Origin of the sequence: Saccharopolyspora halophila (assembly GCF_039531955.1) — a bacterium.
Lineage (GTDB): Bacteria > Actinomycetota > Actinomycetes > Mycobacteriales > Pseudonocardiaceae > Saccharopolyspora > Saccharopolyspora halophila.
Map to the genome: position 1 here is coordinate 120681 of NZ_BAAARA010000002.1, position 13894 is coordinate 134574.

15 protein-coding genes are annotated in these 13894 nt (G+C 71.5%); 4 read left to right on the plus strand and 11 right to left on the minus strand.

Features of this window, described 5'->3' with window-relative positions; all coding sequences use genetic code 11:
- Positions 1–4 precede the first annotated feature (4 nt).
- From ABD289_RS03455 to ABD289_RS03470, 4 genes are all read right to left on the minus strand, one after another.
- Positions 5–1522 (minus strand): cytochrome ubiquinol oxidase subunit I, encoded by a 1518-nt coding sequence (locus tag ABD289_RS03455; protein ID WP_344126415.1) that lies wholly within the window; start codon positions 1520–1522, stop codon positions 5–7.
- A 244-nt stretch (positions 1523–1766) separates the two neighbouring features.
- Positions 1767–2435, minus strand: a complete 669-nt coding sequence (locus ABD289_RS03460; RefSeq protein ID WP_344126417.1) for an IclR family transcriptional regulator — start codon at positions 2433–2435, stop codon at positions 1767–1769.
- Positions 2436–2439: 4 nt separating this feature from the next.
- Positions 2440–3645 (minus strand): fumarylacetoacetate hydrolase family protein, encoded by a 1206-nt coding sequence (locus ABD289_RS03465; RefSeq protein ID WP_344126419.1) that lies wholly within the window; start codon positions 3643–3645, stop codon positions 2440–2442.
- Positions 3642–4523, minus strand: coding sequence for a hypothetical protein (locus ABD289_RS03470; RefSeq protein ID WP_344126421.1), 882 nt, complete (start codon positions 4521–4523; stop codon positions 3642–3644). Before ABD289_RS03470 ends, ABD289_RS03465 begins: the two co-directional genes overlap by 4 nt.
- A gap of 304 nt (positions 4524–4827) precedes the next feature.
- Here ABD289_RS03470 and ABD289_RS03475 point away from each other — a divergent pair, with 304 nt between their 5' ends.
- Positions 4828–5613 (plus strand): DUF2470 domain-containing protein, encoded by a 786-nt coding sequence (locus ABD289_RS03475; protein WP_344126423.1) that lies wholly within the window; start codon positions 4828–4830, stop codon positions 5611–5613.
- A gap of 95 nt (positions 5614–5708) precedes the next feature.
- On the opposite strand, the gene ABD289_RS03480 is transcribed toward ABD289_RS03475, so the two are convergent.
- Positions 5709–6110 (minus strand): hypothetical protein, encoded by a 402-nt coding sequence (locus ABD289_RS03480; RefSeq protein ID WP_344126425.1) that lies wholly within the window; start codon positions 6108–6110, stop codon positions 5709–5711.
- Between the two features lie 186 nt (positions 6111–6296).
- On the opposite strand from ABD289_RS03480, the gene ABD289_RS03485 reads away from it, so the two are divergent.
- From ABD289_RS03485 to ABD289_RS03495, 3 genes are all read left to right on the plus strand, one after another.
- Entirely contained in the window at positions 6297–7106 is an 810-nt protein-coding gene (locus tag ABD289_RS03485; protein WP_344126427.1) for a CPBP family intramembrane glutamic endopeptidase, read from the plus strand.
- Positions 7107–7249: 143 nt separating this feature from the next.
- Positions 7250–8437 (plus strand): arginine deiminase, encoded by a 1188-nt coding sequence (locus ABD289_RS03490; protein WP_344127119.1) that lies wholly within the window; start codon positions 7250–7252, stop codon positions 8435–8437.
- A gap of 286 nt (positions 8438–8723) precedes the next feature.
- Complete coding sequence (locus tag ABD289_RS03495) at positions 8724–9284, plus strand: ferritin (protein WP_344126429.1); 561 nt, start codon at positions 8724–8726, stop codon at positions 9282–9284.
- Positions 9285–9370: 86 nt separating this feature from the next.
- Here ABD289_RS03495 and ABD289_RS03500 read toward each other — a convergent pair whose 3' ends face one another.
- From ABD289_RS03500 to ABD289_RS03525, 6 genes are all read right to left on the minus strand, one after another.
- Entirely contained in the window at positions 9371–9994 is a 624-nt protein-coding gene (locus ABD289_RS03500; protein WP_344126431.1) for a hypothetical protein, read from the minus strand.
- A complete protein-coding gene (locus ABD289_RS03505) occupies positions 9991–10566 on the minus strand; it encodes a SigE family RNA polymerase sigma factor (RefSeq protein WP_425564544.1) in 576 nt (191 codons plus the stop codon). Before ABD289_RS03505 ends, ABD289_RS03500 begins: the two co-directional genes overlap by 4 nt.
- A 139-nt stretch (positions 10567–10705) precedes the next feature.
- Positions 10706–11650: a DUF5926 family protein gene (locus ABD289_RS03510; protein WP_344126433.1), complete on the minus strand. Its 945-nt coding sequence runs from the start codon at positions 11648–11650 to the stop codon at positions 10706–10708.
- Positions 11651–11674: 24 nt separating this feature from the next.
- On the minus strand, positions 11675–12484 hold the full coding sequence (locus tag ABD289_RS03515) for a glycerophosphodiester phosphodiesterase (RefSeq protein WP_344126435.1): 810 nt from the start codon (positions 12482–12484) through the stop codon (positions 11675–11677).
- Positions 12485–12566: 82 nt separating this feature from the next.
- The gene (locus ABD289_RS03520; protein ID WP_344126437.1) at positions 12567–13478 is read right to left on the minus strand and encodes a DUF4328 domain-containing protein; all 912 of its coding nucleotides are present in this window, start codon (positions 13476–13478) and stop codon (positions 12567–12569) included.
- Entirely contained in the window at positions 13475–13831 is a 357-nt protein-coding gene (locus ABD289_RS03525) for a rhodanese-like domain-containing protein (RefSeq protein ID WP_344126439.1), read from the minus strand. The genes ABD289_RS03520 and ABD289_RS03525 overlap by 4 nt, the downstream gene beginning before the upstream one ends.
- Positions 13832–13894: the final 63 nt, after the last annotated feature.

A 13894-nucleotide genomic window follows, 5' to 3' on the forward strand; every position in this document is an offset into this window, starting at 1 on the left:
CCTCTCAGTACGCGAAGGACAGGGCGTCGTCGGAATCGGCGTCGTCCCCGGACTTCTCCGGTGGCATCACGGCCTCGAAACCGCCGCGGGCGAAGCGGATCATCAGGAAGACCTCCACGATCAGCAGCACCCCGTAGAGCGCGGTCAGGCTGATCACCGAGGTCAGCATCTCGCCGGGGCTCACCCCGGAGGAGACGGCCGCGGCGGTGTACATGTAGACGCCGTCCACCCCGGAGGGATTCGGGTTCGGCGCGACCACGAACGGCTGGCGGCCCATCTCGGTGAACACCCAGCCGGAGATGTTGCCGAGGAACGGCGCGCCGATGCCCAGCAGCGCCAGCGGCGCCCAGAACTTGCCCTTCGGGAAGCGCTGCTTGCGGGTCAGCCAGAGCACCACCACTCCGCCGAGCGCGGCGAGAGCCCCGAAGCCGATCATGAGCCGGAATCCCCAGTAGGTCACGGGCAGCAACGGCTGGTAGTTGATGGGCTGGCCCGCGTACTGGCCCAGTCGCGGATCGTCCGGGTAGTGCGTGCCGTAGGCGGCCTGGTACTCCGGCGTCAGCTCCTGCACCCCGTCGACCTTGCTGGTGAAATCGCCCTCGGCCAGGTAGGACAGGATGAACGGCACGGTCAGGCTCTTGACGTCCTCGCAGTTGGGGCGGCTGACGTCACCGACGGCGAAGATGGAGAAGCTGGCGGGCTGCTCGCTGTGGCACAACGCCTCGGCGGAGGCCATCTTCATCGGCTGCTGATCGAACATGAGCTTGCCCTGCACGTCGCCGGAGATGGCCAGCCCGGCGAAGGCGACCACCGCGACCCAGGCGCCGAGGCGCATCGAACCGTGCCAGGTGCGCCGATCCTCCTCGTCGATCTCCTCGCCGGTGCTGTCGGCCCGCTTGCGCTGCCGCGCGATCTGCCAGGCGGCGATGCCGATCAGGAACCCGCCGGCGACGGCGAAGCAGCCGAAGACGGTGTGCGGGAAGGCCGCGAGCACGGTCGAGTTGGTCAGCACCGCCCAGATCGAGATCAGCTCCGGCTTGCCCTCGACCATCCGGATGCCCACCGGGTGCTGCATCCAGGAGTTGGCGGCCAGGATGAAGTAGGCCGACAGCACGGTGGCCAGCGAGAACGCCCAGGCGCACGCCAGGTGCACGCCCTTGGACAGCCGGTCCCAGCCGAAGATCCACAGGCCGAGGAAGGTCGACTCGACGAAGAACGCCAGCAGTCCCTCCATGGCCAGCGGCGCCCCGAAGACATCGCCGACGAACCGCGAGTAGGCGCTCCAGGCCATGCCGAACTGGAACTCCTGCACGATGCCGGTGACCACGCCCATGGCGAAGTTGATCAGCATCAACTTGCCCCAGAACTTGGTCATCTTCAGGTAGCGGCGGTTGCCGGTGCGGTACCAGGCCGTCTGCATTCCGGCGACCAGGATCGCCAGTCCGATGGTCAGCGGCACCATCAGGAAGTGGTAGACGGTCGTGATCCCGAACTGCCAGCGAGCGATGTCGAGCAGATCCACGACCCCAGCCTGCCGCCCGCACACCGCGAAGCGCAGAGGCGGGATGCCCGATTCCCACGGCCGAGTGTCCCGAGCTGAGCAGGACCAAGGTCCTGAAGCACCCAGAGCGAGCACGGACCGGGGCAGATCAAACGATCCGGCGACATTACACCGACGAACAGGTGCCGCAACAGGCCGAAAACGACCTTCCGCCCCGCGCACCCGTCCCGCCCCGCGAAGCGGGCCCGGCACGCCGGAGAAGTGCTCAGCTGAGCGCTGCGGCGACCGCCTCGGCCGTCTCCACGACCAGCGGTCCGACCTCGTCCACGTCGAACGGCTGCAGCGCCACCACACCGACCGAGGCGCGCAGACCCGCGACCGCCCGCACCGGCGCGGCCACCCCGAAGGCGCCCGGCTGGAGATCGCCGGTGCTGACCACCCAGCCGGGACCACCGGGCGGCAGGTCCACCGCGCGACCGGCGGCGCCGCGCTGGACCGGGTGCCGGGTGCCCACCCGGTAGGAGAGGTGATAGCTGGTCCACGTCGGTTCCACCACGGCCACGGCCTGCGCCTCGGTCCCGTCGGCGACCGTGAGGTGCACCGTGGCGCCGACCCGCTCGGCCAGTCCGCGCAGCGCGGGCGAGGCGGCGGCGCGCAGCTGGGGCTGCACCCGCCCGGCCAGCCACAGCACGCCCAGCCCGAGACGGACCCGGGACCCCTCCCGGCGCACCAGACCTCGCGTCTGCAGCGGCCCGAGCAGCCGGTACACCGCCGCGCGGCTCACCCCGATGCGGTTCGCGAGGTCGCTGATCGTGGGCGCCTCGCTCTCGGCATCGGCCACCGCCTGCAGCAGGCTCAGCCCGCGCTCCAGGGTCAGCGAGCTTTCCCTGGCCGGCTCCCCGGGTACGGCCTGGACCGGGTCGGGTCGAGCCACCGCGTCACCTCCGAACAGCCGCGAGCACCGTTCCGGTCACCTCGCCCAGGCCGACCACCGAACCGTCCGGCCCGGGTGCGCTCCCCGACAGTGTCACCCGGTCGCCGTCCTGGAGGAAGGTCCGCTGCTCGCCGTCGGACAGCGTGATCGGGTCGGAGCCGCCCCAGGTCAGCTCCAGCAGGCAGCCCCGCTGCTCCCGCTCGGGCCCGGAGACCGTGCCGGAGGCGAACAGGTCGCCCGGACGCACCGGCGCGCCGTTGACGGTCAGGTGCGCCAGCTGCTGCGCCGCCGACCAGGCCATGTGCTCGAAGCGCGGTTGCGCCAGCGGTGTCTCGTTGCACCGCACGCCGAGCGTCAGGTCCAGGCCCCACGGCTCGTCCTCGACCAGGTAGGTCTGCAGCGGGTGCGCGGGTGGCGGCACCGGGATGCGGGCGTGCTCCAGGGCCTCCAGCGGGGTGATCCAGCCGGACATCGAGGTCGCGAAGGACTTGGCCAGCAGCGGCCCCAGCGGCTTGGACTCCCAGGACTGGATGTCCCGCGCCGACCAGTCGTTGATCAGCACGGCGCCGAAGACGTGATCGGCGAAATCGCCGGTGGCCAGCTGCGCGGCGGGTTCGCCACCGCAGACGAACCCGACCTCGGCCTCGAAGTCCAGCCTGCGGGTCGGGCCGAACGCGGGCTGCACGTCGCCCGCGGTCTTGCGCTGGCCGGTGGGCCGGTGGACATCGGTGCCGGAGACGCAGATCGTGCCGGACCTGCCGTGGTAGCCCAGCGGCAGGTACTCGAAGTTCTCCGGCAGCGGCGAGGAACCGCGGCTCATGATCCGCCCGGCGTTCTCCGCGTGGTGCCGGGAGGCGAAGAAGTCGACGAAGTCGCCGACGGTGAACGGCATCGCCAGCGTGTGCCAGTCGGTGCGCACCAGGTTCGCCCCGCGCGGCGCCGAGTCGGCCGTGACGATGGCCTGCAGCCGCTCCCGCAGTTCCCGCCAGGCCTCCCGGCCCGCGGCCAGCAGCGGGTCCAGGGAATCGCCGACGACCAGCTCGGCCACGCGCGGCCCCAGCTGGTCGGCCACATCGCGCAGCGGCAGCGCGTGCCGCCCGACCCGGACGGCGACCACCGGGCCGTTCCCGGTGGTCAGCACCCCGTACGGCAGGGTCTGCGGGCCGAACGGGCGATCCGGCGCGAACTCGGCGTCGGCGATCCAGGTCACAGCAAGCCCAATCCTTCCAGCTCGGCGACGGGATCCTTCAGCGAGCAGGCACCGTACGAGGAGAACACGTCCCGCACCGCGTTGGCCGCGTCGTCGGACAGCGCGCGTGCCTCCTCGGCCAGCGCGGCGCCGTCGGTGCTTTCCAACGCCGCCCGCACATCCTTGCCGGAAAGCGAGCGCGCGGTCGCGACGAGCAGGTTGAGGAAACCGTGATGGGTGAATCCGGTGTCCGGATCGGTCGCCCGCACGGCGGTGTGCATGCCGGTGGTCGACTTGAACGGCACCTCCAGCGAGCCCGCCATCGTCAGGAAGTCGCTGACCTCCTCGATCGACGGGATCGCGCCCGCGGTCTGGCCACCGGTGCGCAGCTTCGGCCAGCAACCGTGCTCGGCGACGCGGCGGACGGCCTCCAGCCAGCCCTCGCTCCCCCGGCGGGGCTCGACGACCCGGATGATGTCCTCCGGCACGAACTCCGAGACCCGCTCCAGCCAGACGTCGTCGACGTCCGGCGGGCAGGGCATCTCGACCATCCGCAGGGCCAGCAGTTCCTGGCGCCCCTCGATGATCGACAGGGACTTGGGCAACCCGCCGAGGCCGGTGTCGCACACCAGCGACAGCGGTACCGGGTTGGCGGGACGGGCCTTGGCCAGCTCGGTGATCAGCTCGGCGAGCCGGGACGCCTTGCACAGCATCGGGCCGAGCAGACCGGCGTAGCCGCCGGCGCGCGCGTCGAGGTGCTCGACGACGGCCTGCTCCACCGCGACGCCCACCTCTCTGGGAGTCCCCGGTGGGAACAACGCAGCGTCGTCAACAAGACGGGCGAACAGTGGTGGGATGCCGCGCGGACCGGGCGCGCGAAGCTCTACAGCGCTTGACACGGAAGACACGCTATTGCAGTCGCGCCGAGTGAACAAAGATGCCCGATAAACGGACGCCCGGGCGGGTCATGCACGCCTCCTCAATCGAATTCGGCCGTCATCATGCACCCAGCGCAATCGGCCATAGCCACCCCCTCAGGGGACGGTACGCATCGGCACGCCGACGCGCCGGGAAGAGTCGGCCCGTTTGGCCGCCCCGCGGTAGCCGCACCCCTGGTAATAAGGGAGGGCGCGCACCGGACGCGGGTTTGGACACCCGCAGTATTCGATGTTAAGTTAGGCTTACCTAAGCAGGAGGTGAGCGGTGGGCGAGACGAAGACCCGCAGGCCGGCCAGGCCCAGTGCCGCGGAACGCGCCAGAAGCATCGCCAAGCGCGGCGGCAAGGCCGCCCTGCTGCAATCCGGCGCGTCCGCGGAGCGGGTAACCCCGCACCTGCACCACGTGCACCCGGACGGCACCGCCACGATCCTGCTGCCGGACGACCACCCGATGATCGGCGCGGCCTGGCACGCGCCGCGCGGCGAGGTCGCCGCCGTGCTGGAGCTCGCCGACCCCACACCGGTCCGCCTCCGCGAACCCGTCCGCGGCCTGCTGTGGCTCACCGGCTGGCTGCGCCTGCTCGACCCGGACGAGGCGCACCACGAGGCCCTCTCGGTGGTCGACGACCGCCCGGACCCGCGACTGCTCGACGCGGGGCATACCGCGAAGGTCCTGCGGCTGGAGTCCGCGTCGATGGTGCTGGCCGACGCCGAGGGCACCTCCTCGATCGAGGCGCCGGACTTCCGGTCGGCCAACCCGGACCCGTTCTGCACCTACGAGGACGCCTGGCTGCGGCATCTGGAGGGTTCGCACCGCGACGTGGTGGGGCTGCTGGCCCGCCACCTCCCGGAGAACCTGCGCGGCGGGCACATCCGCCCGCTCGGCCTGGACCGCTACGGCCTGCGGCTGCGCGTGGAGTCCGCCGACGGCGACCACGACGTCCGGCTCGGCTTCTCGCAGCCCACCGACACCACCGAACACCTGGGCCGGGAGCTCCGCAGGCTCGTGGGATGCCCGTTCCTGGCCGAGCAGCGACGCGGCGAGCCCTAACGCCGGTGACAGTTTTGCCTAAAACTGTGAGGTTCTGGCGTCCGAGATGTCCGGACAGTTTTAGGCAAAACTGTCGCCCCTGGGCGACGCGGGGATCAGGTGACCTCGTCCGAGAACCAGGTGGCCACTCGGGTGATCCGCCCGTCGCGGAAGCGCAGGCGCTCCGATCCGCAGCCCTGCAGCACCGCTTCGGAGATCTCCGGGTTGCGGGTCACCAGCCAGAGGAAGGCGTGCGCCACGGTCCAGGCCCGGCCCTCGCTGGTGCCGTCGGCGAAGTGGACCTGCAGTCCGCCCGGCTCGCAGTGGCGCAGCTCGATCAGGACGCCGTCGCGGATGGCGAAGAAGTCGCTGTCCTCGCCCGCGCTGTTGAACGAGTCGAAGGCCCGCACCCCGCCGAGCGCCCGCGCGGCGATCGCGGGCAGCTTCGCCGAAGCCGGTCGGGCCGCGGGGGTGCCCCACAGGAATACGTCCACGTCCACCTCCGGACTCGGCTCCATCGATCAGACGTGACCACCGCGCCAAGTGGTTCCGATGCAAGCTCTTGCCGTTCTCAACGGATGACCGGATTTCCCTAGCGGACAACCGGATTCCGCTTCTGCGCCGATCGCACCAGCGGTGCGGTGCGCGGAAGCGGCACTCCGCGTGCGGCAGTGTGGCATGGCGGTGCCGGTACCGTGCGCGGGGTGAGCACCTTGCGCGCCTGGCTGAGCCCGACCCACCCCGGCCGACCCGCTGCGATCACCGATCCGGCCGAGCGCCGGGCCATCGTGATCGAGCTGGTCCTGGTGTTCACCGTGACCCTCGGCCTGGCCGGGTTGCAGAGCCTGCTGTCGCTGCTGGACTCGCTGCTGCGACCGGCACCGCTGTCCGAGCAGCAGGTCGCGATCAACGCACCGCAGGCCGACCTGGGCCTGCTGGACATGCTCGCCCAGCTGGCCGGGGCGCTGCGGCTGGTGGCCTGGGGCGGGCTCGGGCTGTACCTGCTGTGGCGCGGCGGGATGGCGCTGTGGCGGATCGGCCTGGACCGGTCGCGCCCCGGCAAGGACGCGCTCGCGGGAGCCGGGCTGGCCGCGCTGATCGGGATCCCGGGGCTCGGGCTGTACCTGGCGGCGCACGCGATGGGACTGAGCCTGACCGTGGCGCCCTCCACCCTCGGGGACGCGTGGTGGCGCGCCCCGGTGCTGGCCCTGTCGGCCTTCGGCAACTCCTTCGCCGAGGAAGTGCTGGTGGTCGCCTACTTCCTGACCCGGCTGCGACAGCTGGGCTGGGGCGAGAACCGCTCCCTGCTCGTGGCGGCGATCCTGCGCGGCAGCTACCACCTCTACCAGGGCTTCGGCGGTTTCGTGGGAAACCTGATCATGGGGCTGGTCTACGGCCGGATCTGGCAGCGCACCAACCGGCTCTGGCCGCTGATCGTCGGTCACGCGCTGATCGACATCGTCGCCTTCATCGGCTACGCGAGCCTGCGGGGGCAGGTGTCCTGGCTGCCGTAGCCGCGCGCCTTCGGTCCGCGCAGCAGGACGCAACGGATCGCTGTTTCAGGCGACCTTCCGGTTAATGATCGCGCGAAATGCGGTGCAACCGACGACGGTTCGGTGCGTCCGGCGCTAGGCTGCCGAATGTGACTCGACCGCATGTGGAGAGCGAGGTCGGGCCGTTGCAGTCGGTGGTGCTGCACCGGCCCGGTACCGAGCTCAAGCGCCTGACCCCGCGCAACAACGACCAGCTGCTCTTCGACGGGATCCCCTGGGTGGACCGCGCGCAGGAGGAGCACGACGCCTTCGCCGAGGTCCTGCGCGGCCGCGGCGTGGAGGTGCTGCTGCTGCGCGACCTGCTCGTCGAGGCCCTCGCGGACCCGCGAGCGCGGGCGGCGGCGGTGCACACCGGCGTCGATGAGCGCAAGCTCGGCATCGGCATCGCCGACACGCTGCGCTCGCACTTGGCCCGGGCCGATGACGCGGAGCTGGCCGAGATCCTCATCGCGGGCATGACGTTCGAGGAGCTGCCCGCGTCCGAGGGCGCCTCGCTGGTGCGGCGGATGCACCACCCGCACGACTTCGGCATCGAGCCGCTGCCGAACCTGCTCTTCACCCGGGACTCCTCGGCGTGGATCGCGGACCGGGTCGCGATCGCGGCGCTGGCCATGCCCGCGCGCAGGCGCGAGGCCGCGCTCACCGACCTGATCTACGCGTACCACCCGAGGTTCCGGCACGCCGCGCGCGCCTACGGCGCGCATTCCGCACCCGTCGAGGGCGGCGACGTGCTGCTGCTGGCCCCCGGGGTGGTCGCCGTCGGCGTCGGCGAGCGGACCACCCCGGCGGGCGCGGAGTCGCTGGCGCGCTCGATGTTCGCCGACGATCTGGCGCACACCGTGCTGGCGGTGCCGATCGAGCAGCAGCGCGCCTCCATGCACCTGGACACCGTGTGCACGATGGTCGACACCGACAAGGTCGTGATGTACCCGGCGATCCGCGACTCGCTGCAGGCGTACTCGCTGCGCCCCGCCGACGGGCGGCTGGAGGTCTCCGGTCCCGAGCCGTTCCTGGACACCGCCGCGGCGGCGATGGGCATCGAGCGGCTGCGCGTGATCGACACCGGGCTCGACCCGGTCACCGCCGAGCGCGAGCAGTGGGAGGACGGCAACAACACGCTGGCGGTCTCCCCCGGCGTCGTGGTGGCCTACGAGCGCAACGCGGAGACCAACGCGCGGCTCGAGGAGGCCGGAATCGAGGTGCTGCGCATTTCCGGTTCCGAACTCGGTTCCGGGCGCGGCGGACCGCGCTGCATGTCCTGCCCGATCACCCGCGCCCCGCTCAGCGACTGAGTCGACCCACTGGATCGGGTGAAATTTCGACCGTGCGGCAGATCATATTTCCGGAACAGCCGAACACCGAAAGAGCGAGGTGGCAGCCGACCAGGTTCTCGCGAATCGGAACGGATCAAGGTTTTCGCAGCTAACGGCGCTGCGCGAAGATCGAACCAGCGAGGTTTGCCTTGACTCATTTAATTTAGGCAAACCTTTCTGGAGGCCCGCGTCAGCCAAGGGAAACCAAACCATTCTTAGGTTTCCCTGCGATGAATCTTGAGCAATTCCAGAGTACCTTGATGGCATGGCTGTCACCGCGAAGAAAATCCAGCACAAGGAATCGCAGTTCGAGAAGCTGCTGCAGGAACAGGTCCGCAACGAGCTCACCGCTTCGCAGCAGTACATCGCGGTCGCGGTCTGGTTCGACGACAACGATCTCCCGCAGCTGGCCGCGCACTTCTACCGCCAGTCGCTGGAAGAGCGCAACCACGGGATGATGATCGTCCAGTACCTCATGGACAACGACATCACGCCGCAGATCCCGGCGATCGAGCAGGTACGCAACGAGTTCTCCGAGACCCGCGAGCTGATCGCGCTGGCCCTGGAGCAGGAGCGCGAGGTCACGCGCGAGATCGAGACGCTGGCCAAGACCGCCCGCGACGAGGGCAACTACCTGGGCGAGCAGTTCATGCAGTGGTTCCTCAAGGAGCAGGTCGAGGAGGTCTCCTCGATGTCCACGCTGCTCAACGTGGTCGATCGCGCCAAGGGCGACCTGTTCAGCGTGGAGACCTGGCTGGCCCGCGAATCCGTCGGTGACGGGGGTCAGGACCCGACCGCGCCCAAGGCCGCCGGCGGCGCCCTGTAACCCTCGGCGACCCGGTTCACGAGTCCCGCGAGCCCGTCGCACCGGGCTCCGCGGACTCCCGGGGGACCACTGGCACCCCGGTCGGCTCAGCCGTCCGGGGTGTTGTTCTCTCCGGAGGGGGTCTCCTGCGGCGGGCCCTGCTGCGGGTCCTGCCCCTGCTGCCCGTCGCCGTCGCTGCCGCTCGGCGAGTTGGGTGCGGTCCCCTCGCCCGACGGGGCCGATTCCTCCTGCCGCTCCGGGGTGCTCGGGGGCGTCTCCACCGGACGGCGCAGGATCGACGGTTCCGGGGGCTCGCTGGTGCGCCGGGGATCCGGCCGCTCGGTGCGCTGCGACGGCTCGGTGCGGTCACCGCCGCCGCCACCGCCACCACCGCCGGGCGGGACCCACCGCGGCGGCATGCCCGGGCTGTGCCCGCTCGGGGGCTCGGGACGCGTGGTGCCGTGCGGCGGGCTCGGCGCGGGCGTCGGGTGCTGGACCACCGGCGGAGCGGGCCCCGGCGCGGGCTCCTGCGAATTCATCTGAACGACGGCGATGCCACCTCCGGTGCCCAGCACCGCCAGCAGCGCGGCCGCACCCGCGGCCAGCGCCGCGTTGCGATGCCTGCGGCGACGCGCGGCGGCCACCATCGACCACTCGGCGCCGGTGCGCACCGGGACGTCCAAGCGCTCGTCGCGCAGCACCCGCCGCAGCTCGTCCTCCGGGTCCATCACGCGTCACCTCCCTCCGCCGCCGGGCCGAGCCGTTTGCGCAGCGCGGACATCGCCTTGCTGGCCTGGCTCTTCACCGTTCCGCAGCTGACCCCCAGGGTCTCGGCGATCTCCACCTCGGAGAGGCCCTCGTAGTAGCGCAGCACCACCACCGCGCGCTGCCGCGACGGGAGTTCGCGCAGCGCCTCCCAGATCGGCTCGTTCTCCAGGCGATCCTGCTGCGGGACGGACGGGACGTCGGGGAACTCGGCGAGCAGCGTCTCCTTGCGGGTGCGCCGCCAGCGGCTGATGTGCGCGTTGGCCATCGCCTTGCGCACGTAGGCGGTCGGGTCCTGGCAGTTCGAGCCGATCCTGCTCCAGCGCGCACCGACCTTCTCCAGCACCGTCTGCACCAGGTCGGCGGCGTCGTGCGGATTACCGGTCAGAGCGTGTCCGTAGCGCATCAGCCCGGGTAGAGCCACCCGGACGAATTCGGCGAAGTCGTCTTCCGTCGCTGCCATGTCCCCCCGGCGCGCGTGCCCCAGTCGCATCCCGGGCGTCTCGGCGGCGGCAACGGCGGGCGAGTGCGCGGTCACACCTCCACCTCCAGACATCCGGTCCAGCTGTGGAGGACACGCGTCCGGAAGCGCGCGGGTTGCCCGATCGCCCGAGATCACCCGTTCCGCGCAGCGGTGCGATCGCCCGCACCGCTGCGCGGTGGTGAGTTCCGGACGGTCAGCGGATGGTCACCTGGCGACCGCGCAGACCGTCGCGGGCACGCCGCTCCGCGGCGTCCAGCGGCTGCTCGTCGAGCGAGGTCAGCGCCTCGTCGAGCCTGCGGCCCAGCGCGGCGGCGGGCTCGTCCCACTCGCGGGCGTGCATGTCCGGGTCCAGGTCCCACACCGGCACCAGCAGCCCGTGCGCGCGGAACGATCCGGCGTAGCGGCTCTCCTCGCCCAGCGCGAGCTCGCCGCGCGCGGACAGCCGGGCCATCGCGCTCAGCAGCTTCTCCTCCGGCTCCGGGCGGACCCAGCGCAGATGCGCCTTCTCACCCGCGTCGACCCAGTACGCGGCCTCCAGGCCGTGGAGCCGCTCGGTGGGCATGATCGCCGCGTTCGCGCGCTCCAGCGAGAGCGCGACCTCGCCGGTGGGTTCCACGTCCTCCGGCAGCCACCAGGCGAAGTCCGAGTGCAGCTCGATGTCCAGCTTGGCGTCGACGTCCAGGACGTCCTGCAACCGCGGCGGGATGCTCCCCGCCTCGGCGGTTTCCGGCCCGACGACCGGCAACGACTCGCCCACCTCGGCCTGGCCGACCCACTCGATCGCACGGGCCAGATCGCGGCTGATATCGCCGGAATGGGTCTGCACCTGCATCCCGACGAAGGCCACGTCGTCGTTGCGGCGCAGCGCGGCGGCGGCCATCGGCAGCACGCTGGCCAGGGTGACCGGCGAGCCGTCGCGCAGCGGGAGCTTCGCGGTCGCCGACGGCACGAACTCGCGGAGCGCGACGAGCTCGGGCTCCATCGCCAGGCCCTCGAAGGGCCTGGTCACGATCACGTCAGCGGCGCCACCGGCACGGCCGTGGCAGTTCTTGTACCGCTTGCCGGAACCGCACGGGCAGGGCTTGCGCGGACCGACGGCGCCTTCCGGCTGGGGCTGGGTCGCGGCTCGCTTCGACACGGCAGATCCAATCGCTAGCAGTGACTACTCAGCGACGCTACCGAACCTGGCCAAATCGGGATCATCCAGGTGGGAACGGGTGGCGTCGGGCCGGTTCGTCGCCACGTAGCGCACTCCCGACCGCTTGCACAGCTCGATGTCGGCGGGCTCGTCGACGGTCCAGCAGTAGGTGTCCCGTCCCAGCGCAGCGACCCGGGAGACGAAACCCGGATCGGCGCGCAGCAGGCGTACGTCCGGCCCGGCCACGTCGGCCCAGGTCGGCAGCACCCCGCCGCGACGCACGCCGCGGATCTGGGAGAGCAGCAGCACGGTCGGCACCCGCGGCGCGGCCGCCTTGAAGCGCCGAACTGCGGCCTCGGCGAACGACATCATCAGCACCGGCGCGTCCGCGCGGACCCGGGGCGTGGTCAGGCCGTGCCGGGCCAGCAGCGCGGCCAGCTTCCGCTCGACCAGTCCCCCGTAGCGGGCCGGGTGCTTGGTCTCCACGAACAGCCGGGGCCGATTCCGCAGGTCAGCCAACATGCCGAGCAGTTCGTCGAGGGTGAGCACGCCGTGCTCCGGTTCGTGCGGGTGATGCCAGGATCCGAAGTCCACCCCGGCCATCTCCGCGACGGTGAGGTCGCTGACGGCGCCGCGCCCGTTCGAGGTGCGATCGATGCGGCGATCGTGCACGCAGACGAGCTGCCCGTCCCTGCTGACCCGGACATCGCATTCCAGCCCGTCCGCCCCCTGCTGGAGCGCCTGCTCGAAGGCGCCCCGGGTGTGCTCGGCGCGCGACGCGGAGGCTCCCCGGTGCGCGACGACGGCGGGAAACGGCTGGGGCACGCGACCCATTATGCGCACCGGCGCGCAATCGCCCCGGGACCCAGCCGGGCGGCGTGTCCGATTTTCACCCGATGAACGCATTCGACGCCGGTCAGCGAGGCGCGGTGCGCGGACGTTCCGGGCGCTCCGGTTGTGGTGCCGCGCGCACTCCGCGAACGCGGAACAACCGCAGCTCGGTCGGGTCGAGCGGGGTGAGCAACCTGGTCAGCTCGTGCACCACCCGCGCGGTGAGCACGGCCAGCGCGGTGACCAGCGCGGCGTTGATCGCGTGCAGCACCACGCCGTCGGCCATCGCCTGCACGCCCTCGCGGAATCCCCAGGCGAACGCGAGCAGCCCGAAGATCAGGGTGGCCGCCCACAGCACCCACCAGAACCGGACCGCGAGACTCGGCGACGGACGGGCACCGGGCTCGCGGGCTCCCTCGGCGACCAGCACCGAGTGCTCCAGCTCGGCCAGCACCGAACCCGGCACGAACAGGTTCAGACCCGGCACCAGCACGCCCACCAGGACCTGCCAGTCCGGGCGCGCGCTGCGCAGGCCGGAGCGCTCGGTCGCGGCGGCGCGGGCGCGCAGGCCCCAGAGCACGACGAACACCCCGCAGAGCACGCCGAGCAGCCAGAGGATCAGCCCGGTGGTGCCGACCAGCGCATCCGAGATCGCCAGCACCGGACGCGAGAGCGTCCCGTCGCGGCTGATCACCAGCAACGCGTAGCGCCAGATCTCGGCGGCGGTGGCCAGCGCGGCGACCCCGGCGGTGACCCACAGGACCGCGATGGCGGTGCCGGCGGCCGCCTCGACGCGCTCCATCGGGTCGGCGCCGCGGCGCGCGGGCAGCGCCAGCGGCCAGCGCCACGCGAGCTGCGGAAACCCCCAGCGCGGCACCGCCGGGTAGGACGGCGGACCGGCGTACGGCCGCGGCTTGCGCCGGGGCGGAACTCGGCGCGGACCGCCGGGCGGAGTGGCGACCCACTCCGTCCGGGGCTGCTGCGGGGAGTTCGTCACAGCACGTAGGGCTCGCTGCCGGTTTCCTCGGACACCATCGGCTTGCCGATGGCCGACCAACCGTTCATCCCGCGCTCGACGTTGACCGCGTCCCAGCCGTTGGCGTTGAGGTAGGCGGCGACCTTCGCGGACCGGCCGCCCGAACGGCAGACCACGTAGACCTGGTCGGCCTGCGGGATCTCGTCGAGGCGCTGCACCAGTTCGCTCATCGGGATGTGCACGGCCTCGGGCGCGTGCCCGACCTGCCACTCGTTGCTCTCGCGGACGTCCAGCAGCGCGCTGTTCTCCGGCAACCGCTCGGGCAGTTCCTCGGGCTGCACGCCGGGCACCGGCCCAGGAGGTGGAGTAGTCACCCCGCCGATGGTGCCACGTGCGGTGTCAACTGCGCGTGAGGGGACACCGAGCCGTGACCTCCG

Excerpts from the sequence above, each read along its gene's own strand:
- ABD289_RS03480 (WP_344126425.1), bottom strand. The coding sequence starts at position 6,110 with ATGGAGCCGAGTCCGGAGGTGGACGTGGACGTATTCCTGTGGGGCACC.
- ABD289_RS03495 (WP_344126429.1), top strand. The coding sequence starts at position 8,724 with ATGGCTGTCACCGCGAAGAAAATCCAGCACAAGGAATCGCAGTTCGAG.
- ABD289_RS03515 (WP_344126435.1), bottom strand. The coding sequence starts at position 12,484 with ATGGGTCGCGTGCCCCAGCCGTTTCCCGCCGTCGTCGCGCACCGGGGA.